Source organism: Chryseotalea sp. WA131a, from assembly GCA_025370075.1.
Classification (GTDB): domain Bacteria; phylum Bacteroidota; class Bacteroidia; order Cytophagales; family Cyclobacteriaceae; genus ELB16-189.
This window is the reverse complement of record CP073016.1, coordinates 3,185,818-3,206,251: the sequence shown is the minus strand read 5'-3', so window position 1 is coordinate 3,206,251 and position 20,434 is coordinate 3,185,818. Positions and strand designations below refer to the sequence as shown.

27 protein-coding genes are annotated in these 20,434 nt (G+C 42.0%); 13 read left to right on the top strand and 14 right to left on the bottom strand.

Going from position 1 to position 20,434, the window contains the following annotated elements; all coding sequences use genetic code 11:
* Positions 1–49: 49 nt before the first annotated feature.
* The 10 genes from KA713_14755 to KA713_14710 all read right to left on the bottom strand — a co-directional run bounded on the left by KA713_14755 (position 50) and on the right by KA713_14710 (position 8,209).
* Entirely contained in the window at positions 50–277 is a 228-nt protein-coding gene (locus tag KA713_14755) for a hypothetical protein (protein UXE65721.1), read from the bottom strand.
* Between the two features lie 36 nt (positions 278–313).
* Positions 314–1,585 (bottom strand): serine hydroxymethyltransferase, encoded by a 1,272-nt coding sequence (locus tag KA713_14750; GenBank protein ID UXE65720.1) that lies wholly within the window; start codon positions 1,583–1,585, stop codon positions 314–316.
* A 114-nt stretch (positions 1,586–1,699) separates the two neighbouring features.
* The gene (locus KA713_14745; GenBank protein ID UXE65719.1) at positions 1,700–2,671 is read right to left on the bottom strand and encodes a TPM domain-containing protein; all 972 of its coding nucleotides are present in this window, start codon (positions 2,669–2,671) and stop codon (positions 1,700–1,702) included.
* 30 nt (positions 2,672–2,701) lie between these two features.
* Positions 2,702–3,460: a TPM domain-containing protein gene (locus KA713_14740; GenBank protein UXE65718.1), complete on the bottom strand. Its 759-nt coding sequence runs from the start codon at positions 3,458–3,460 to the stop codon at positions 2,702–2,704.
* A 13-nt stretch (positions 3,461–3,473) separates the two neighbouring features.
* The gene (locus KA713_14735) at positions 3,474–4,124 is read right to left on the bottom strand and encodes a hypothetical protein (protein UXE65717.1); all 651 of its coding nucleotides are present in this window, start codon (positions 4,122–4,124) and stop codon (positions 3,474–3,476) included.
* Between the two features lie 38 nt (positions 4,125–4,162).
* Positions 4,163–4,966, bottom strand: coding sequence for an endonuclease/exonuclease/phosphatase family protein (locus KA713_14730; protein UXE65716.1), 804 nt, complete (start codon positions 4,964–4,966; stop codon positions 4,163–4,165).
* A gap of 110 nt (positions 4,967–5,076) precedes the next feature.
* The gene (locus tag KA713_14725) at positions 5,077–5,481 is read right to left on the bottom strand and encodes a hypothetical protein (GenBank protein ID UXE65715.1); all 405 of its coding nucleotides are present in this window, start codon (positions 5,479–5,481) and stop codon (positions 5,077–5,079) included.
* Positions 5,465–6,481: a hypothetical protein gene (locus KA713_14720; GenBank protein ID UXE69144.1), complete on the bottom strand. Its 1,017-nt coding sequence runs from the start codon at positions 6,479–6,481 to the stop codon at positions 5,465–5,467. The genes KA713_14725 and KA713_14720 overlap by 17 nt, the downstream gene beginning before the upstream one ends.
* Before the next feature lie 25 nt (positions 6,482–6,506).
* On the bottom strand, positions 6,507–7,214 hold the full coding sequence (gene lipB / locus KA713_14715) for a lipoyl(octanoyl) transferase LipB (GenBank protein UXE65714.1): 708 nt from the start codon (positions 7,212–7,214) through the stop codon (positions 6,507–6,509).
* Positions 7,211–8,209: a bifunctional phosphoglucose/phosphomannose isomerase gene (locus KA713_14710; GenBank protein UXE65713.1), complete on the bottom strand. Its 999-nt coding sequence runs from the start codon at positions 8,207–8,209 to the stop codon at positions 7,211–7,213. Before KA713_14710 ends, lipB begins: the two co-directional genes overlap by 4 nt.
* A gap of 41 nt (positions 8,210–8,250) precedes the next feature.
* Here KA713_14710 and KA713_14705 point away from each other — a divergent pair, with 41 nt between their 5' ends.
* A complete protein-coding gene (locus KA713_14705; protein UXE65712.1) occupies positions 8,251–8,604 on the top strand; it encodes a YraN family protein in 354 nt (117 codons plus the stop codon).
* 41 nt (positions 8,605–8,645) lie between these two features.
* Here the strand turns inward: KA713_14705 and KA713_14700 are convergent, their stop codons facing one another.
* On the bottom strand, positions 8,646–9,491 hold the full coding sequence (locus KA713_14700) for a 1-aminocyclopropane-1-carboxylate deaminase/D-cysteine desulfhydrase (GenBank protein UXE69143.1): 846 nt from the start codon (positions 9,489–9,491) through the stop codon (positions 8,646–8,648).
* Between the two features lie 71 nt (positions 9,492–9,562).
* On the opposite strand from KA713_14700, the gene KA713_14695 reads away from it, so the two are divergent.
* Genes KA713_14695 through KA713_14685 form a run of 3 tightly spaced genes read left to right on the top strand, consistent with a single transcriptional unit; the run spans position 9,563 to position 11,373 of the window.
* Entirely contained in the window at positions 9,563–10,615 is a 1,053-nt protein-coding gene (locus KA713_14695) for a PA0069 family radical SAM protein (protein UXE65711.1), read from the top strand.
* A gap of 49 nt (positions 10,616–10,664) precedes the next feature.
* The gene (locus KA713_14690) at positions 10,665–10,958 is read left to right on the top strand and encodes a type II toxin-antitoxin system Phd/YefM family antitoxin (GenBank protein UXE65710.1); all 294 of its coding nucleotides are present in this window, start codon (positions 10,665–10,667) and stop codon (positions 10,956–10,958) included.
* A 22-nt stretch (positions 10,959–10,980) separates the two neighbouring features.
* Positions 10,981–11,373, top strand: a complete 393-nt coding sequence (locus KA713_14685; protein UXE65709.1) for a Txe/YoeB family addiction module toxin — start codon at positions 10,981–10,983, stop codon at positions 11,371–11,373.
* Here the strand turns inward: KA713_14685 and KA713_14680 are convergent.
* A complete protein-coding gene (locus KA713_14680) occupies positions 11,269–12,639 on the bottom strand; it encodes a GIY-YIG nuclease family protein (GenBank protein UXE65708.1) in 1,371 nt (456 codons plus the stop codon). The two genes, KA713_14685 and KA713_14680, sit on opposite strands and share 105 nt — an antisense overlap.
* A 49-nt stretch (positions 12,640–12,688) precedes the next feature.
* Here KA713_14680 and KA713_14675 point away from each other — a divergent pair, with 49 nt between their 5' ends.
* Genes KA713_14675 through KA713_14660 form a run of 4 tightly spaced genes read left to right on the top strand, consistent with a single transcriptional unit; the run spans position 12,689 to position 14,534 of the window.
* Positions 12,689–12,889 carry a hypothetical protein gene (locus KA713_14675; GenBank protein ID UXE65707.1) on the top strand — a complete coding sequence of 67 codons (201 nt, stop codon included), beginning with the start codon at positions 12,689–12,691 and terminating at the stop codon, positions 12,887–12,889.
* The gene (locus tag KA713_14670) at positions 12,886–13,152 is read left to right on the top strand and encodes a hypothetical protein (protein UXE65706.1); all 267 of its coding nucleotides are present in this window, start codon (positions 12,886–12,888) and stop codon (positions 13,150–13,152) included. The genes KA713_14675 and KA713_14670 overlap by 4 nt, the downstream gene beginning before the upstream one ends.
* Before the next feature lie 3 nt (positions 13,153–13,155).
* Positions 13,156–13,509 carry a phage holin family protein gene (locus KA713_14665; protein UXE65705.1) on the top strand — a complete coding sequence of 118 codons (354 nt, stop codon included), beginning with the start codon at positions 13,156–13,158 and terminating at the stop codon, positions 13,507–13,509.
* Positions 13,509–14,534 carry an RluA family pseudouridine synthase gene (locus tag KA713_14660; GenBank protein ID UXE69142.1) on the top strand — a complete coding sequence of 342 codons (1,026 nt, stop codon included), beginning with the start codon at positions 13,509–13,511 and terminating at the stop codon, positions 14,532–14,534. Before KA713_14665 ends, KA713_14660 begins: the two co-directional genes overlap by 1 nt.
* Positions 14,535–14,544: 10 nt before the next feature.
* Here KA713_14660 and KA713_14655 read toward each other — a convergent pair whose 3' ends face one another.
* A complete protein-coding gene (locus KA713_14655) occupies positions 14,545–15,117 on the bottom strand; it encodes a Uma2 family endonuclease (GenBank protein UXE65704.1) in 573 nt (190 codons plus the stop codon).
* 82 nt (positions 15,118–15,199) lie between these two features.
* Between KA713_14655 and KA713_14650 the strand changes: the two genes are divergently transcribed.
* Positions 15,200–16,309 carry a hypothetical protein gene (locus KA713_14650; protein ID UXE65703.1) on the top strand — a complete coding sequence of 370 codons (1,110 nt, stop codon included), beginning with the start codon at positions 15,200–15,202 and terminating at the stop codon, positions 16,307–16,309.
* Between the two features lie 52 nt (positions 16,310–16,361).
* Here KA713_14650 and KA713_14645 read toward each other — a convergent pair whose 3' ends face one another.
* Positions 16,362–16,991 (bottom strand): deoxynucleoside kinase, encoded by a 630-nt coding sequence (locus KA713_14645; GenBank protein ID UXE65702.1) that lies wholly within the window; start codon positions 16,989–16,991, stop codon positions 16,362–16,364.
* A gap of 101 nt (positions 16,992–17,092) precedes the next feature.
* Here KA713_14645 and KA713_14640 point away from each other — a divergent pair, with 101 nt between their 5' ends.
* The 4 genes from KA713_14640 to KA713_14625 are packed head-to-tail and all read left to right on the top strand — an operon-like array spanning position 17,093 to position 20,433.
* Entirely contained in the window at positions 17,093–18,091 is a 999-nt protein-coding gene (locus KA713_14640; protein ID UXE65701.1) for a gliding motility lipoprotein GldB, read from the top strand.
* A 49-nt stretch (positions 18,092–18,140) separates the two neighbouring features.
* Positions 18,141–18,602, top strand: a complete 462-nt coding sequence (locus tag KA713_14635; protein UXE65700.1) for a hypothetical protein — start codon at positions 18,141–18,143, stop codon at positions 18,600–18,602.
* Positions 18,603–18,604: 2 nt separating this feature from the next.
* The gene (locus KA713_14630; GenBank protein UXE65699.1) at positions 18,605–20,008 is read left to right on the top strand and encodes a peptidase; all 1,404 of its coding nucleotides are present in this window, start codon (positions 18,605–18,607) and stop codon (positions 20,006–20,008) included.
* Positions 20,009–20,061: 53 nt separating this feature from the next.
* A complete protein-coding gene (locus KA713_14625) occupies positions 20,062–20,433 on the top strand; it encodes a hypothetical protein (protein UXE65698.1) in 372 nt (123 codons plus the stop codon).
* The last annotated feature ends 1 nt before the right edge of the window (position 20,434 follow it).

Below are 20,434 nucleotides of genomic sequence, written 5' to 3'. Positions count from 1 at the left end.
TCAGAATTAATGGGTTGTACAAATAAGTGGAAATGAGGTAGAAAATTCACTATTTGAATAGTGTGCGTTCTATTCTTACTAGTCTTTCTTCAAACTGATCAATCTTGTCAATCTTAATGATTAGCTTCTCGATCGCCTCTGCAAGCCGCATATTGGAAATCCTCATCTCAGAGGTCTCAAGGTTTGTTCTTTTCTGCGTCTCTACCAATCGATCTACTGTTGGCACTAATTCCGACATCAAATCCGTTAACTGCTTCACCTGATCTTCTAGTTTCATTTCTCTAAATTATAAAAATCCATTTGCTCTTACAAACTAAGAGAACAACGGAAACTTCTTCATCAAGGTATTTACTTTTCTCTTCACCGATTTTAAGTGTTTCGCATCCTGAGGCTTTTGCAAAGCTTCATCAATCAGGTCTACCACTTTGATCACGTCTTTTTCTTTCATGCCGCGAGTGGTAACAGCCGGTGTGCCGATGCGCATGCCAGAAGTAACCATCGGTGATTGTGTATCGAACGGCACCATGTTTTTGTTAATGGTGATGTCTGCTTGTATCAATGCCTCTTCCGCCAATTTGCCCGTCAAATTCTTGGAGCGAAGGTCAATCAACATCAAGTGATTATCCGTGCCACCCGAAATGATTTTATAACCCTTATCCACAAAAGCTTGTGCCATGGCTTTTGCATTCTTGGCCACTTGCACAATGTATTCCATGTATTCATCCGACAAAGCTTCGCCAAATGCAATGGCTTTGGCAGCAATCACATGCTCCAGCGGGCCGCCCTGTGTACCAGGGAACACACCTGAATCCAACACGGAGCCCAATTTTCTCAACTCGCCTTTGGGCGTTTTCAAACCAAAAGGATTGTCAATATTTTTTCCTACCATAATCAAACCCCCACGCGGGCCGCGCAACGTTTTGTGAGTAGTGGTGGTTACGATGTGACAGTACTCCATCGGGTCGTTCAATAATCCACGCGCAATTAATCCCGAGGGATGTGAAATATCTGCTAGGAGAACTGCGCCTACACTATCTGCCGCTTCGCGCAATTTTTTATAATCCCAATCACGGCTATAGGCAGAGGCACCGCAGATTACCATTTTAGGTTTTTCGCGTTGAGCAATTTCTATTACTTTATCGAAATCAATAAGTCCTGTTTCTTGCTCCACTCCGTAAAAAGATGGCTGGTACAACTTGCCTGAAAAATTTACAGGTGAACCGTGTGTTAAGTGCCCGCCATGCGAAAGATCGAAACCCAAAATTTTATCGCCTGATTTTAAACAAGCCAACATCACGGCAGCATTTGCCTGCGCCCCTGAATGTGGCTGCACGTTGGCCCACTCGGCACCAAACAATTCCTTTATCCGATCGATGGCGAGTTGCTCTACTTCGTCTACCACCTCGCAGCCACCGTAGTAGCGTTTGCCGGGCAGGCCTTCGGCATACTTATTGGTAAGCACCGAGCCTTGAGCCTTCATGACCTGCGGAGAAGTAAAGTTCTCGGAGGCAATCAATTCAATGCCATGCTCTTGGCGTTGCTTTTCTTTTTCAATCAGGTCGAAGATGATTTTGTCGCGTTTCATAGCTAGTGTAATAAGGAAGGGCAAAAATAAGGGATGCCGTCAAATAATAACCAGAAAAGAATATAGAAGTTAGGAGTTAGGATTTAGAATGGAATGATCACGGAAAGCTACTTCTTACCAACTCCCACTACTCCCCCCGCCCCCAAAACTTCCTCCGCCTCCAGAAAAACTACGGCCGCTATTACTGGATGACCAACTGCTTCCGCTTGATGACCAGCTCGAGCCAGACGAGGAACCGCCTCCACTGCCTCCGCCACCTGACGATTGCCACTCCAATAATTTCTTCCCACTCTTTACCACCCAAAGGCGTAGCAGCGGATACACAATCAGGTAACCGAAAAAGAACCACCAACTAATGAGCAAGCCCATGAAGGCCGCATAGAAGGGAATTAAAAAGGCATACAGAACCCACGTCATGCCCCCTTTGGAAAAAAGACCAAGGGTAGCAAATATTCCAAGAAAAATAAATACGATGGAGCCAATGACAATTTTAGTTGTGGTATTCATTGAATCCAAATCGTTGGAGCCCCCATCGTCTTCGGCTTTGTACTCACCACCAATTCCGCTGATCACCGCGTTTACGGCAGACGTCATCCCTGCATCGTAATCGTTTCTTCTAAACTCGGGTGCCATCTCATTTCGAATAATGCGATTGCACAAGGCATCGGTCAACACCCCTTCTAATCCTTGACCTACTTCTATACGCATTTTGTGGTCATCAATCGCTACCAAAATCAATACCCCATTATCGTTTTTCTTCGTGCCCAGTTTCCATTTTTCTACCACTCGTATGGAATAGTCTTCAATTACCTCACCGTCCAACGATTGAACAATCAAAATCGCTACTTGATTGCTGGTAGAATCTTCGTATGCCTTTAATTGCTTTTCAAGTATCTCAGCAGTTTCTTGCTTTAGCACCTTAGCGTCATCATGCACCCGTAGGTTCCAGAGTTCGGGAATTTGTTTTTGAGCGGTTGCATTTAATGCAAATAGGCAGTAGGCAAATAGCAGTAGGCAAGATTTTCCCAAGATTATTTGCTTTGCACTTACAAGTCGAGCTTTTATTTCTAACTGATCTTTATTCATACCAATAACGTTGCCGCTTTTTTTCCCAAACTACCACGAATCACTTGACCCTCCGCCACCAAAGCTTCCTCCTCCACCCGAATCCCACGAACTGGAGCTGCCTCCAAATCCACCACCGCCTCCACCACCTAGTAGTGTGCCCGCAGCCCAATAGCCACCAATTCCACCACCACCCCTTCTGGAAAGCAAGGCAATGATGATGATGATTACAATGATAGTGAGCGGTGAAGCGCCTCTGCCTCCTCCACGTTTGCGCTTGGGCGGATCGGTATTTACGTATTCACCTTTGATCGCTTGAATGATTGCCGAAACGCCAACCGCCACGCCCGTATCATAGTCGCCTTTTTTTATGTAGGGAATGATCTCGTTTCGGTTGATGCGGCTGCTGAGGGCATCGGTTAATCTACCTTCCAATCCTTGGCCTACTTCTATTCTGATTTTACGATCGTTAACGGCAATGATTAGAATCACTCCGTTGTCATTTTTTTCAGTACCCAATTTCCACGCTTCTCCTACGCGAATGCCAAACCCATCAATGTCTTCTCCATCTAGCGAAGGAACGATCAGCACCGCTATTTGGTTGGTGGTAGAATCTTTTTCAGCCATTAGCACTTGCTCTAGCTGGGCAATCGTGCTAGGCGAAAGCACCCCGGCCAAATCGTGCACGCGCCTGCCCGCATAGTCGGGCACTTTAATTTGGCCTACCAGTGGCAGTGTGAAAAAGAAGCAGAAAAGAAAATGAATTATTCGCATGATGAAGGGACTAGATAAATGAAAAGGGCGCAACATGGCTTTAATGAATTTATTCCATGCGCAAATCATCGCGCAATTCATTTACGTCATCAGTGGTTTTAATAAAGCCTTTCTCCAATAAAATTTCCCCACTGCGCAGAATGGCCGCTTCAATACCCTCGGTAATTTTTCCCATTTTTATGTTGGCTGTAATTCCGCGCACCATTTTATCCCATTCTTTTTGATCTACCACTTTGCTGATACCACGGTCGGCCATCACAATTACTTCACGTTCAAAAAAAGAAACAAAAATCATGATGCCTGTGCGATGACGCGTAGCAAATACTTCTTCTTCCAAAAAAGCATTTTCGGCACGTTGGCGCGTAGCTCTATCAAGATGGGATTGGCTCATCATCATTCGCTTGAGCGGATCGATATAGTGGGTGATAAATGCTCCTGCCAGGCCGACCATCAGTACCCATAAAAAAATCATGAACGGATCATAGACTGCTAAATTTTCTGCATAACGATCAAAGACAATGATGGCCAAAAAGGCCAAAGAAGCAAACACCAAAAAACCGCGATAGGTGGCAATAGAGTAGATGCCACTCTTTTCTACAAACACGGGCACAATTTCTCCTGAAATTTTGTCTTCGGCTTGGCGCACGGCCGCCTTGATGCGGTCAAGGTCTTGCGTAGTAAATCTTTTTTGGATGGACATGAGTTTTGGGAAAAATAATGGTCAAAGTTAACGAAACATTAGGGAAATGTGAGCAAGGCCTCTAATCCATAATGATCGGATAGGTCGGAATACTTTTTGTGCCAAGGTTGCCTAATTATTTTCACTTGGCGCGAAAGAGAAACATCCGAAACTCCGTTCGGCCGCAGCAAGAAATAATCAATTAGCAGCCGATACTCTTTTCTGCTTTTGCAAAGATCGTTGAAAGGCCGGTCCATGGTAAATTGTTGTTCGCCCATCAATTCTCCATCGGTGGCTTGCAATGTATTGATCATTACCGAATAGCGGGCTAATCGGTCTACCATCGCTTGGGTAACTGATGGCGGAAGTTGAGGTGGCAATTTTTTGATGGTGTTAAAATCTCCACAAATTACTTGGGGCACATTATCCTTTTGGTTGGGTTTCAGTAATTCGTCATGCAGTTGTTTATACTGACCATACATCACCTCAGGTGAGCCAAACGCCTGTAAATGAGTGCCAATTATCTGAACCACTTTGCCATTCATGTTTAACTCGGTCAGCAAAGCACCCTTTCGTGCCATGCGATCGATACCTTCGCGGTTATTGAAACGGATTTGTTTGGTAAAGGAAATAGGATACCGAGAAAGGATCATCACCCCACCACTTGCTTTGATAGCAAATGCCTTTTTGTTCAAGAGATTTGATTGATGAGGATAAAGATCATTCAGCCCTTTCCGAATAATGTTGCGGGCACGAGGTGAAAACATTTCTTGAAACACCAGAATATCATACCGATGGTTCTTTAATTTTTCTAGGATCACCTTTGCTCTTCTGTTGTTTCCCTTGGCTATTCTGGGTAGCATTTTGATGTTCCAAGATAGACAGCGAAGAGAATCTTGAGAAAAACTCTGCAAAGGCGAATAAAAAGAAACTGCTATAAAAAATACGATTGCTAATTTTCTTTGTCGCATGATTACGAATGCAAAACCCCTTCTGTGTTTAACTCCTTTATAAAAATTAAGTTTTCTTCTCGAATAGAATCGGGAACAAACACAAAGCGCTTGTCATAAATCTCTTGGCCAATATAATAGCTTACCCAATACTCGTTATTCAAATGAAATACGTTGGTGTCAATCGGTTCGATAAGCGTTGTGCCTTTGGGTGGCACGGTTTGCAAAAAATGACGCAAGGTAGAAGTGCGTTGCGTTTCACCATTCTTTTCGCCATAGCCGGTGCTGGCCACCAGTGTGTTTTCAATAGCTTCCGCATTGTTGTTGATCAAGTAAACTTTCCATTCAATTTGTTGTAGAATGTTTTTCTCTCGCACCACGGCCAACGTTACGTTTTTCACTTCAGGTTTTTTAATGTCTTTGATCATCACGCCAAAAATTTTCAGTCATCACCTTTTCGGCTAATTTGCCTTGCGGTGTAAAATCTACTTCGTTTAATCGTCCAGTGCCATGCGGATACCATTTCCAAAAATAAGCACCAGCCAACCACTCTTTGTTCCATACCGATTGAAAAAAGATCTGATAGCAATCGGCTTGCGCTTGCTCGGAGGGCACCGCAGTGCTTTTTTCGCTAGGCCATGTCCAAGGCTCAATTGCAGCGCGGGTATCACTTCGATACCCAATTTCGGTAAAGATAACCGGCCTGCTATATTTTTTCTGAATGCGCTCAATGGCAACCAAATGGTTTTGCCAACCCGATCGTAAATCCCCCAGAGTGTGCACCTCGTTTTTTGCCAACGGAAAATACGCTTGTATGCCAATGTAGTCGAGGGCATCCCAAAACATAACTTCTTCAAACTCTTTATTGAAATTGGCGGCATACGTTAATTTGCCTTTATATACTTTGCGCACATTCTTGATAATAGCCCTCCATTCTTTTTCTCGCAACGTTTGATGAAGCTCCGTGCCAATGCAAAAGATTTCTATTTTATTTTTTTCCGCGAGTTCGGCATAGTGCACAATAAATTTTTCATACAACCGAAACCATCGTTGCCAAGCAGTATCACTTTTCATTTTTATTTCACCCGGCCAACTTTTACTCACCCATAGGTGCGGTTTCAACAGCGAATGGATTTCTGCCTTGCGAGCGAGCTGGGTAGTAATTGAAATACCTTCATCGGATTCCCCCCACCAAACCCGATCAGAAGAAAAATTCGTTCGAATGTCTGAACCATTGGGATCACGTTGAAACGCAAAAGGAGTTTGCGAAATCCAAGTGACGTTGCATTTTTTTAGTTGGGCGATTTCTTTTTCCGTAACTTCCTTTTTTCCGCCAACGAAACAAACGCCTTGCTGTTTTTTGCCAATGGATTGTTGCGCCAAACTTATCTCACTGGCTTCGATAAACAAGACCAGAAACAAGAGCATTCTAAAGTTCACTTTTTTAGACATTCTAAAGCTGGAGATTGAAAAGTGAAGCTATTTTTTCTTTCATCAAAGATTTGACCACATCCATTTTTACTTGATGCCCCACTTCATTCGCCAATGAAGTAACAGCCTTATCATCAATACCACATGGCACAATATGCTTGAAGTAATTCAAGTCTGTGTTGATATTAAAAGCCAATCCGTGCATGGTAACCCACCGACTGGTTTTTACTCCCAACGCACAAATTTTTCTGGCTTCATCGCCTTCACCAATCCAAACTCCTGTAAGGCCTGCAATTCTACCCGATTCCATTTTAAAGTGTGCCAAGGTTTGAATCACCGCCTCTTCCAGTAATCGCATGTAGTGATGGATGTCGGTAAAAAAATTCTCGAGATCTAAAATAGGATACACCACCAGTTGCCCAGGTCCATGGTAGGTAATGTCTCCTCCTCGATTGATGTGGTAGTAAGTTGCTTTGATTTTCGGAAGGTCTTTCTTGCCCACCAGCAGATTTTTTTCTTCTCCACTTTTTCCCAATGTAAATACATGTGGGTGCTCACAAAAAATTAAGTGATTGGGTGTTGCTTGCTGCTGGGTAATGGGGAGGTCACGGTTTTGTTTTTTGATCTCCAGCGTTTTGTTAAACAAATCAGTTTGATAATCCCACGCTTGTTGATAGTCAATGAGACCAAGGTCTATGAACTGAGTTTGTTTGTTCAGAAGGTCGTTCACTTAATTTTTGTCAACTCACCCTTTATAAACTCTTCAGCTTCTACCGAATCTGCATCCACTCCATTTTCTCGTGCCAAGAAATAAGAAATCCAATCCGTTAAGTGAATGAGGTAATAATATTGCTCCAGCAATGAGGCTCCCTCGGCCACGATGTCGATGATAGGGTTTGATTTCTTTTCGAAAATGTCGCGACAAATTTCCATTCGCTTTTCCACGCGCTCATGGTCGTGGTCGGAATACAAATAAATTACCTGTGCCTGCTGCAAAACGGTTTCAGGAAATTGCCACCCCACAATTTCGTTGTGGTTCATTTCCGGAAAGGTATTGATATGTGCAAGTTGCTTGGCATTTTCGTTGATTTGATTTTGAAAGCGTGTGGCCATGGCGCGCAAGCGTTCGTCACAATAAATGATGGGAAGTTTGCCACGTAGTTTTTTGGCGATCAGCTCGGCTTCCGATTGAATTGCTTTCTCGCCACGATCTAAATATTCAATCGCATTTTCGGTTTCTTTCATGAAGGCAGCCCCAATCAAATTGGTGTGGTACAAAGCATACATCAATGAAATCATCAAATAACCAATGTTGGCACGCGGGCTTTTAGAACCTGCCGGGATTTGAATCCAAAATAAGTTGTATTCTTTCGCCAGTTCCAACATTTTGCCTCCCGAGGTAATGCAAATAATATGGGCACGCTTCAACATCGCCTTATGGATGGAGGCCAACGTCTCTTCTGTTTCGCCCGAGTAGGAGCACGCGATAAACAACGTGTGCGGACTTATAAACTGCGGAATATTATAACCCTTTGAAACAGTGATCGGAATAGGCACTCGCCCAAATGTGAGGGACTCTACTAGGTTGGCACCGATACCTGAGCCGCCCATGCCCGTGATGTGAATGTTACGAATATCACTACCAGGTCGCACCAAATCTACCGATTGGCCAATCTTAAGTGCTTGGGCTAGTTGCAGCGTAAATCCCTCTATAAGTTTCTTCATTCTTTGTTTTATCTTCGATCTTCAAAGGTAGATTATTTCTCGTGAGCGATAAAATCAAAAAAGGCAAAGAGGGCGAAGAACTGGCCGCTAAATTCTTAGCGAGCAAAGGCTTCGAAATAGTGGAGCGAAACTTTCGCCACAAGCACAATGAAATCGATTTAATTGTCAAGAAAAATAATTGGTTGGTTTTTGTGGAAGTAAAATACCGGACTTCGGTTGCCTTTGGCTACCCTGAAGATTTTGTGGATTACAAGAAAGCTAGGAATGTGGTGGATGCTGCCGTAGAATATCAATATAAAATCAACTGGAAGGGGAATGTGCGGTATGATATTGTTTCAGTTTTAGACATCGGTGGCGAAACCGAAGTCAAGCATTTTGAAGATGCTTTTTACTGATTCTGAGATTGCCGCAGATTTCTATTCTTTTTGGTAACTCTCTAAAAATAATTTGCCTGCAACCCTCCTGTATGTACTACCAATACGCGAGAGCCTTTATGGAAATAGCCCTTCCCTATTAAATCAAAAACTCCATAAACCATTTTAGCGGTATATATTTTATCCAGCGGAAGCCCGTATTTTTCTTTTACGTCCTTAATAAAGTGGAGCAGACCATCATTGAATTTTCCATACCCGCCAAAGTGATAATCGTAATTCAGAAACCAATTTTGTTTGGAGTGAAGTAAGAGACTTTTAATCTCTCCTTCTAAATATTCTGCTCCTTTTAACACTGGAAATCCAATTACTTTTTTAATGGGACTTAATCCATTGATAATCCCAGCCACTGTGCCACCGGTGCCCACAGGCAGACACACGTAATCAAAATCTGTTTCTTGCTCTAGCATTACTGCCCATTCTGTGCCGCCTTTAACGGCCAATTCATTTGTTCCTCCTTCCGGGATCAAATAAAAATTGCCAAATAAGTTTTGAAGCTGTTGAATGAAATCAGGCTCTGTTTTCTTTCTGTACTCTTCGCGAGAGATGTAGTGCAATTCCATTCCGCAGCTTTCCGCGAATGTGAGGGTGTGATTTAACGGAAGAGTTTCTTCCCCACGGATCACGCCAATGGTTTTCAAACCCAGTTCTTTTCCCGCGGCAGCGGTGGCAAAAATATGGTTCGAGTACGCCCCACCGAAAGTCAGTAATGTTTGGTGACCGAACCGGACGGCTTCTTCTAAATTGTACTTAAGCTTCCACCACTTGTTGCCCGAAACGAACGGGTGATTCAAGTCTTCGCGCTTTACCAACAGCTTCGCACTCGATCCTGGCAATATGATTTCTTGAATAGATGTTTGCTGATACGAAAGTTCTTTCACAAAAAATTTAGTAATACTAATTTATTTAGTAATATTGAACTATGGAGCAAGATTACTTTAAAGGTCGAGGGGCACAAATTAAAATCGAGAATAAGTTTTTAAAAGCTCAATATGTAATGGAGCATATAGAGGGGCTTGATGAGCCATTGCTGGAAAACCCGGCCACTCAAATCTTTCAAGAAAATGCCAAGAAGATTTTGAACAGAGTAGATAGCCCTGATTTGGGTTTTGGCTATTCCATGAATCCTTACCAGGGCTGCGAACATGGTTGCATTTACTGTTATGCCAGAAACACACATGAGTATTATGGGTTCAGCGCAGGATTGGATTTTGAAAGTAAAATCATTGTGAAGAGAAATGCGCCTCAGCTTTTAGAAAAAGAACTGATGAAGCCCACTTGGAATGCAGTACCGATCATGCTCAGCGGTAATACAGATTGCTACCAGCCTCAAGAAAAAAAGTTTGAGATTACGCGAAAGATGTTGAAGGTGCTGGCCAACTATCGGCATCCGGTGAGCATTATTTCTAAAAACAGTTTGGTGTTGCGCGATTTGGATTTGCTACAAGACTTGGCTGCCGACAATTTGGTTCATGTTTATATTTCCATCACCACGTTGGACGAAGATTTACGAAGAGCAATGGAACCTCGCACAGCAAGTTCCATTAAGCGATTGAAAACAGTAGAAGCACTGGCCAAGGCGAACGTGCCCGTTGGGATTATGAATGCACCGATTATTCCAGGATTGAACCACCATGAAATTCCTGAAGTATTAAAAGCCGCTGCCGACCATGGCGCATGCAATGCAGGCATGACAGTCGTCCGGTTAAATGGTTCTATCGGGCCGATTTTTGAAGACTGGTTGAGAAAGAATTTTCCGGACCGGTTTGAAAAGGTGTGGAACCAAATCTGTTCCATGCATGGTGGCAATGTAAACGACTCTAACTTTGGCAGGCGCATGCGTGGCGAAGGCAATATTGCCGATGCCATTCATCAACTCTTCAAAGCATCGAAGAAAAAATATTTTGCTGACCGATCAATGCCCGTTTATGATTTGACAAAGTTTCAAAAGGGAGGCAGTTTGAGTTTGTTTTGATATGGAAAAACGTACGCAATCACGTACATTTGCTAAAATTCCAAATAACGTGAAAACAACAACGGTTACTGATTTTAGGAAGAAGATGAAAGGACATCTGCATCAACTAGAAATAGACCAAGACATCTTGATACTATCTGGTGCAAAGAAGAAGGACTTTGTAGTGCTCACCCTTGCACAATTCAATTCAATGGAAGAGACCGCACATCTACTTTCTACGCCTGCCAACGCGAATCATTTATTGGAAAGTATTAAACAAGACAAAGCTGGGAAGGCTGTCCGTAGAGGACTTAAGGTTAGGTTAACATCAGATAAAAAACAAAAATCGAGAATAACTAACTAGTACAAAGGCCAAAGTTCATTGAATGAGTATAGAGTTTACACCAAATGGCTGGGATGACTATTTGTTTTGGTATGACAGTGATCAAGAAATTTTGGACAAAATAAATGATTTGATTAAAGAAATAAAAAGAGACGCGTTTAAAGGCATTGGAAAACCGGAACCTCTACGCGGAAATTTAGCAGGATACTGGTCTAGAAGAATCTCTGGTGAACATCGATTGGTATATCGTGTGCATGGCACAAAACCCCACCAAGTTCTTGTGATTGTAAAGGCGCGTTTTCACTATAACGTAATGCTTTTTCTTTCTCAACTAAAACACCACCACCTCCGCCCCTCGCGGATTGAGCAAATACGAGTTCACCAAATTCTGGACCACTTTATTTTCCTTGCTTGGTTTAATAAAATTACGAGCTGACTCAAACGAGCCGATGGATTCTTCTTTCGGCACAAAACCAAACCCCACATAACTTCCGTTCTCAATCAACACCAACGATTTCTCCTCCACTTTTCTTCCCTGCCCGATAATTGCCACCGATTCACCTTCTTCAAAAAAAGAATCCACTGCTTTTTGTGCGCGTTTGTTGTACTTCTTGGCTGATTCCACACCTTGGCACGCGCCTTTGCACGAACCCGATTGATGGCTGAAGCATAAGCCTTTTGCCAATTGCAGGCCGCTGTACTTGGGACAGAGATCGTACTCTTTTACTTTTTCCCACATAAAATTCCATGCATCTCCTTTGCTGCTAAAGGTGATCAACGGCTTGGTTCCTCTGCTCACCACGTTTACACAAAAACGCAAATAGCCGTTGCGATCTTCATAATCATACACACCCCATTCTTCTGTTTTATATTTTTGGGCTAGGTTGTACTTGGGCCACAGCCTCCTGATCTCTTGTGATTCTAAAATCAACGCAATCAATTCGCTGCCGGTTAGCTCGTAGGTGATGTGGTGAATTTCGTTGCGGATGTTTGATCGGTTCCATTCGCGTGCTTCGCCTGTAAAATGGCCGGCAATCCGCTTTTTGATGTTGAGTGCTTTGCCCACGTAAATTACTTGGCCGCGCCCATCCAAAAAATAATAAACACCTGCCTTGGCGGGAAGTCGGTCAAATTCTTCTTTGGCAAGATTGGGTGGTAGAATTGTCTCACCTGAATTTCGTTTGAGTGCTTTGGTAATAACACCTGAATTGTCACGCTTCACCAAAACATCAAAAATTTTGGCGGTAGCTTGTGCATCGCCTCCCGCCCGATGGCGGTCGGGAATTTTGATCCCAAGGCTTTCTGCCAATCGCCCCAAACTGTACGATTCCAACCCCGGAATAATTTTTCGCGCCAAGCGAACCGTGCAAAGTTTTTTTGTCTGCCAGTTAACACCAATCGTTTCAAATTCCTTTTTGATGAAACTGTAGTCGAAATGTGCATTATGGGCTACAAACACACGGTCTTTGAGGTGCGAAAAAATTTCATCGGCCATTTCAGAAAACTCGGGTGCCTCTTCCACCATTTTGGAAGTGATTCCCGTAAGGCCGGTAATAAATTGCGGCACTTTGCGCCCGGGGTTCAACAAGCTGTGAAATACATTTTTGATTTGAAGCCCATCGTAGTGGTAAATGGCTATTTCGGTAATGCGATGATTATCGGCATAGCCACCCGTGGTTTCAATATCTACAATTGCGTACATCCTAACAAAGTTAAACTAAAAAGTAGCATCAATTCATTATCTTTACTGCATGAAAACCTATATTCTTAACATAAACGAAGAACAGGAAAAAGCCGTTCAGGCTCTCATCAAAGAATTGAAAATTGAAGTTGAGATTTTATCAGAGCAAGACGAAGATGGAGCGTTAAGCAAGGCCATGGAAGAAGGTAAAAAATATGGTCGTCTTTCAGAGGAAGAGGCCAAAAAATTTATAGAAGGCTTGGGCAAATGAAGGTTTCTTTTGAAAGAATTTTTGAAAAAGACGCCAAAAAACTGCCCACCGAGATTCAACAAAAATTAAAAAATCTAATTAGTACAGTTCAATGGGCTGATTCACTTTCTAAAATAAATGCTTCCAAAATGGAAGCTGCTAAAAATGCCTATCGAATTAGAATTGGGCATTACCGAGTTGGGTTCTATTTAATCAAAGATGAAATTATCTTTTCAAGAGTACTAAATCGTAAGGAAATGTATCGCTACTTTCCTAAAAAATAATCTATGATTAATCTCCTCGTTCGTTTTCTTCTCAACGGTGTAGCCGTCTTGCTCACAGCGTACTTGCTGCCAGGTGTAGAGGTAAAAAATTACGAAACTGCTTTACTCACGGCATTGGTTCTTTCCATCGCCAACATCATCATCAAACCAATTTTAATTGTACTGACAATTCCCATTACCGTTGTCACGCTTGGTCTATTCTTATTGGTGATCAATGCCATTATCATTTTAATGGCCGATTACTTTGTACCGGGTTTTTCAGTGAATGGGTTTTGGTGGGCACTGGCCTTCAGTTTAATTATGTCCATCTTCAATAGCATCATCAACGATATTTTGAAAGACAAAAAGCAAGCATGATGCAAGAAGACGAACTAGACGATAACGAAGACGGTCTCTTCGAACACCACCGCATTGTAGCCGATGCCGGCCAGAGCTTGCTCCGCATTGATAAGTTTTTGATGGATCGGTTGCCGAATGTCACACGCTCGAAAATTCAAAACGGCATACGTGACGGTTTTGTGAAAGTAAACGATGTAACCATCAAACCCAATCACAAAATCCATCCGCACGATGTAATTACAGTTTCGTTGCCGGAGCCTCCCCGCGACACGGATGTAAAACCTGAAAACATCCCGCTCAATATTGTTTTTGAAGACGAACATGTGTTGGTGGTAAACAAAGAACCGGGGATGGTGGTGCACCCCGCCTATCAAAATTGGAGTGGCACATTGGTGAACGCACTCACGTACCACTTTCAAAACTTGCCTGAGATGAAAGGCAACGAAGGCCGCCCGGGGTTAGTTCACCGCATCGATAAAGATACTTCGGGTTTATTGGTGATTGCCAAAACCGAAGTGGCGATGAATTCATTAGCCAAACAATTTTTTGACCACAGCATCGAACGAACATACAACGCCATTGTGTGGGGTATTCCTGAACCACAACAAGGCACAATTAATGTAAACGTAGGTCGCAGTTTAAAAGACAGAAGAATAACGGTTGCTTTTCCGGAAGGGGATTTTGGGCGAACAGCCATTACACATTACAAGGTGCTGAAAGATTTGCGCTATGTGTCTCTCATCGAGTGCAAATTGGAAACAGGTCGCACGCACCAGATACGGGCACATATGAAATTTATTGGTCACACCATTTTTAATGATGCCACGTATGGCGGTAATGAAGTATTAAAGGGCACCGTGTTCAGCAAATACAAACAGTTTGTGGATAATTGCTTTAAGATCATTCCGCGCCAAGCGTTGCATGCCAAAACATTGGGCTTCCTACATCCGGCTACAAACAAATTTCTTCAGTTTGATTCTGAGTTACCAAACGATTTTAAAGACGTGATGGAAAAATGGGAAAATTATGTGAAGCATCATTAGGGTAAATGGCTTAAAGAGAAACTTCAAAATAAATTTCTTTTAGAGATACTTCTGCATTTAGGGATTCCATCAATACTGTATCGTTTACATTGGTTGTTTCTGATAGCAACCAACTACCATTAGGTTGCTTCACAAATTTTTGAAGTCGATATTCTAATGAAGAGATTACCCAGTATTCTTTGAGCGATTCAATTGAGCGATATCTCATGAATTTTCCACCGGTATCATAATCGGCCGTAGATTTTGAAAGTACTTCACAAATGAATATCGGATTCAACAACGTATCGAATCCATTGTCTAAAAATTTTTTTTCACCACACACTACACTAATATCAGGATAAGCGTACAATGAATTGACTGGAGTATGCACCCGCATATCGGAACCGTATGGCCTACAACCCTTTCCTTTCGAAAGGTTATGTAAAAAAGCATAGAAGTTACCTGAAATAATATTGTGTGGATTGGTACTGCCTGCCATCGCAAATATCTCTCCTCCAAAGAATTCGCTTTTATACTCGGCTTTTCGCTCAAGCTCCAAATATTCTTGCTCAGTATATTTTCTGTTTTGAATAGTCGGTGTCATAACATCATCAAAGTTAGTAAACTTTTCTTTTTACTCCTTCGTGATGTTATCTATCTTGTCGAGGCAAGTTTTAGATTTCCCCATGACCTCATCTTACCTCAAACGAATTTTTCTCCTTGGCATCATTCTACAATCGGTGTTGATTGGTGGTGGGTATGCGACTGGCCGTGAGATTGTAGAGTACGGTGCAAAGTTTGGAGCCAGCGGTTGGGTAAGTGGCCTTGCCATCTTTTTGGGCTTTAGTTTAATGTCCATTTTAGCGATGGAGGCAAGCCGATTGTGGCACGTGTATGACTACAAATCGATGCTGAAAAAAATGATTGGCCCAGGATGGATTGCTTACGAAATCGTCTATCTACTTCTGGCGATCCTGATTATAGCAGTAATGGCTTCAGCCGCGGGAGAAATATTGCATAGCACCGTGGGCTTCAACCGATGGGTGGGTGTATTGATCATCATTGTGCTCGTGGGCTTCCTTAACTACAAGGGCGAAGAAGTGATAGCGAAGTTGGAAACACTGGGAACGATAGCTCTTTTTGCTGCTTACATATTGTTTGCAGTGGTTGTTTTTTCTGCAAAAGGCGATGCCATTATTAAAGTTTTTACTCAATGGGATACCAGCTATCAAGCCATCGCACCAAATTTTGGTTTGCTGCTTTGGACAGGCTTGTTGTATGTGGGCTACAACTTGGCGGTCTACCCGGCTTCGTTTTTCACCTTCAAAGAAATTTACACAAGGCGCGAAAGTGTAGCTGCTGGGGTTATCGCAGGTTTACTTATGACCATCCCATGGTTTTTGACTTACTTCGCCATTCTTGGCTACTACCCCGATGCAAGCGTGTTGGCCGCTACCGTGCCGTGGCTCGAGATTTTAAAATCGTTCCACCCATCGTTGATCGTAGTCTTTGGAATTGTAGTGGGCTGGACGCTGGTGGAAACGGCTACGGGTATGATACACGCGTTCATCAGTCGCATTGAAATGGAAATGGCGGAGCAAAAAAAAGAACCGTTAAAAAAGATTTCCAAAGCGTTGATTTCATCCGTGGCATTGATTGCTTCTTTGCTACTGGCCCAAGTAGGCATTATCGATTTGGTAGCAAAAGGATATGAGCTGATGGCCTATGCTATGATGGCCGTGTTCGGCTTGCCGTTACTGTGGTATGCGCCTAAGTTGCTTGGATTTAAAAAGTAAATTTCATAGAGGCCTCTGACCGATGTTAGCGCACACTAGGGCGGCCTGATGCCTAGCTAAACAAACTGTTTACTTCCAAGTCAATTCTTCCAATGATATAAGCAAAGTCTTCGATGTTCTCGACAAAATCCATTTTGTTCACATCTACAATCATCAGCTTGCCTTGCTTGTAGTTTCGAATCCAATTTTCGTAATGTTCGTTCAGTGTTTTTAAGTAATCCAACTTAATGTTGAACTCAAAATCGCGGTTTCGTTTTTGTATTTGCTGAACCAGTTTTGGGATATCTGCCTTTAGATAGATAAGCAAGTCGGGTGGCTGCACAAAGTTTATCATCGAATGGTAGATGTCGAGGTAGCTTTGGTAGTCGCGGTCGTTGATGTGGCCACTTTTGTGCAGGTTGGCGGCAAATATATTTGCATCCTCGTAAATGGTTCTGTCTTGCACAATGGCTTTTTCGCTTTCGCGGATTTGGCGCACTTGATTAAACCGACTGTTCAAAAAATAAATCTGTAAGTGAAATGCCCAACGGGTCATGTCGTCATAAAAATCGCGCAGGTAGGGATTATGGTCTACCGATTCATACAAAGGTGTCCAACCATAGTGTTTTGCTAATTTTGCGGTTAAGGTTGTTTTGCCAGAGCCGATATTTCCTGCGACAGCAACGTGTTTGAGGTTCTTCAAAATGAAATGATATTTTTGTAAAAGTAATAGTAATTTATGAAGTGCCGTGTCTGTATAACAATTTCATATCTTCAAGCTCGTTCTATCCTATATACATAAACATGAAGAAATTCCTTTTTGCTTCTTTACTAGGTATCGTGATGTGGTCGTGCAAAACAGACACGGAAGAATGTGTGTTTCAGCCGCCAGCTTCGCAGAAAGTTACGGTAGCATTTGAATCGCTCGAAGACTCTCTTTTTGCTTTCAGCTCAAAACAACAATTGGTGGATTTCTTTTCGCGTCATGTTGCTTTGCGCGATGTATTTTTCAATCGAGCCGCCTATCCAAACGATTCATTATTTATCAATCGACTGTTTACCGTTTTTCACAATCCATCGTTCGATTCGCTTCGAATGGAAACGAAGCGTGTGTTTGGCAATGGCGAAGAATTAAAAAAAGAATTTGAGTTGGCTTTTACCAACCTTCGTTACTATTATCCTGATTTTAAAATCCCAAAAATACAAACTGTCATTACCGGTTTAGAAAGCGATTTGTTTGTTAGCGATACCCTTCTTATTGTAGGGCTCGATTACTATTTGGGGGCTAACGCAAAATACAAACCCGATATGCACAAGTACATGCAGCGAAGATATACCCAAAATTTTGTTGTGCCTTCAGCTATGCTTTTATACGGAATAGATGGCCGAGTAAACGAGGTTGACCCAAATGACAAAACCGTGTTGGCCGATATGGTTGCCTATGGAAAAGCGTACTACTTTGCCAAACACATGCTTCCGTGTGTAGCCGATAGTATCTTTATAGGTTACACAAAAACAGAAATAGAAGGCGCGCGTGAAAACCAAGATGTGATTTGGAAACATTTTATCGACAAAGAAGTGTTTTTTAAAACTGCTAAGAACATTAAACAAAAATACATTGATGAGCGACCCAAGACCGTAGAGGTGAGCGACCAGTGTCCGGGTAGGATTGGTGTGTGGGTGGGGTGGCAAATTGTTAATAAGTATGCGAGTCAAAACTCTGAAACACTTAGCCTTCAAAGATTGATGAAGCAAGCCAATGCGCAACAGATTTTTACTGACTCAAAATATAGACCTAAATAAGCAACTGGCTTAAAAATTGATTCAATCCATTAAATCAACATTTGAATTTATGAAAAGCCTACACTTTACCGTTTTGATTCTGTTTATCGCCACATGTGCCTTTTCACAACGACCTGATTCCGCCAAAACAACCAAACCAATTGTATTGTTGAACGGAATACCCGTTACTGATTCTGTAAGCCTCAACAAGTTTGATCGAATTGATTTTATTCAAGGAAAAAAGGCTATTGATCTACTAGGTGCGAAAGCGGCCAGCGGCATTTACATCATCAGTGGCGATGGTAAAATTCCAGTTTATGGTGAGGTAGTGGATAGAAAAGGAAAAAAAATAAAAAATGCAGAGGTTATTAATAGCCACGGAACCGTATTAACTTTAACGAACGATTGTGGTAGCTTTTTTTTACCATCCTTAGGCATTGGAGAAGAAGTCGTTATTCGAAAAAAGAGATTTGTAGAAAAACGTTTTGTAATACAACAAACCCATCACGTAATAACCCTGAATAAAAATTGAGTATGAACATAAATCAAATTTTAAAAGCCGTCTTGGCAGTCTTTATTTTGGTTAGCGTTACTGTTTTGCAGTCGTGCAAAAAGGATGACCCGCAGCCTACTAATCCAAATGACTATGTGAACTCGTGGATCATTAGCAATATGAAGGAAGCATATTATTGGACCGACAAACTACCTGCTTCGCCTAACAAAAATTTAGACCCTGAATCGTTTTTTAAATCTCTCCTTAACAAACCCGATGACAAGTTTTCATGGATTCAAGAAAATTATCAAGACCTTTTAAATTCTTTGCAAGGCATCAATAAAGAAGCTGGTTACGAATTTGCTCTTTATTATGCTGACAACACACAAGTCAATCTGGTGGCCCAGGTTCTTTATATAAAAAAATCATCTCCTGCGGAAGCAGTTGGTCTAAAGAGGGGGGACGTGATCGATCAAATCAATAATACGCAGCTTACAGCAAGTAATTATCAAACTCTGCTCCAACAAATCAGCGAAAACCATTCAATAACGTATCGACCTTACAATTTTGTTTCTAATACTATTGGTGCTTCCAAAACCATTTCTATTACCACCGTAGAATATTCTGAGAATCCGAATTTTCTAGATAAAGTAATTTCTGTCAACAACCGAAAAATTGGATACTACGTCTACACATTGTTTGCCACTGGTCCTTCTTCTACCAGCTCACAATATAATGATGAAATGGATGCAGTGTTTGATCGCTTTAAATCTGCTGGAATTACAGATTTGGTAATCGATCTTCGCTTCAATAGCGGGGGTGCAGAAGCGGCTACGGTTAACTTGGCCAGCCTTATTGGTAAAAGTGTAGATAACACCAAGGTTTTTGCAAAACGTGAATATAACGCGAACTTAAAACAACAAATTCTAAATGACCCTACGCTTGGTGCCAATTTCCTGTTGACGAAGTTTACCAACAAAACCCAAAATGTAAGTTCTTTGCTTACACGAAACCGGGTTTATGTTTTAACAAGTGCACGAACCGCTTCTGCCAGCGAGTTGCTCATCAACGGACTCAAACCATATATGGAGGTTTTCATAATCGGAAATAAAACCTATGGAAAAAATGTTGGCTCCATTTCGATCTATGAAAAAAGTGATCCTAAAAATACATGGGGCATGCAGCCCATTGTTGTCAAGTCATTCAATAGCCTTGATCAATCCGATTATTCAACAGGATTTACACCAAATATTCTTGACTTAGATAATGGAGCACAATACCCGATAGGGGATGTAAACGAAAAACTATTAAGTCTTGCCATCAATAATATTATCAATGGTGGTAGAGTTGCTGCTTCTGAACCTAGTTTTGGATCTTTTGTGGGTCATTCGTTTGACTTCAAAGGCCGAAACATGGATTTGATCATCGATTCAAAATTTAGATAATCTACTTCCAACCTTTTCTTTGCATTGAGTGACTAAAATGAAAATCTCAACCGATGAAAAAAGTACTATTTCTTTCTGTAATTGTTTTTAGCCTTGCTGCGTGCAGTAAAGAGGAGGTTAAGAAAAGCAATGCTGCCTGCAGTACATTGGCTACCGTTCGTGATTTGCGCGGTTTAGATGGCTGTGGCTTTGTATTTGAATTGGCAGACGGAAAACGGCTAGAACCTCAGATACTTTACTATTGCGGAACTCCACCGTTGCCAAAAGAAGTAACCGAAAATCCGCTTTTTAATTTTGAGTTTGCAGACGGCAAGCAAGTAAAAATTGGTTATGAAATTTTAAAAAACGAAGCTAGCATTTGCATGGTGGGCGATGTAGTAAAAATTACTTGTCTTGAAGAAATACAAGTAGCCTCTAAAGATTAGC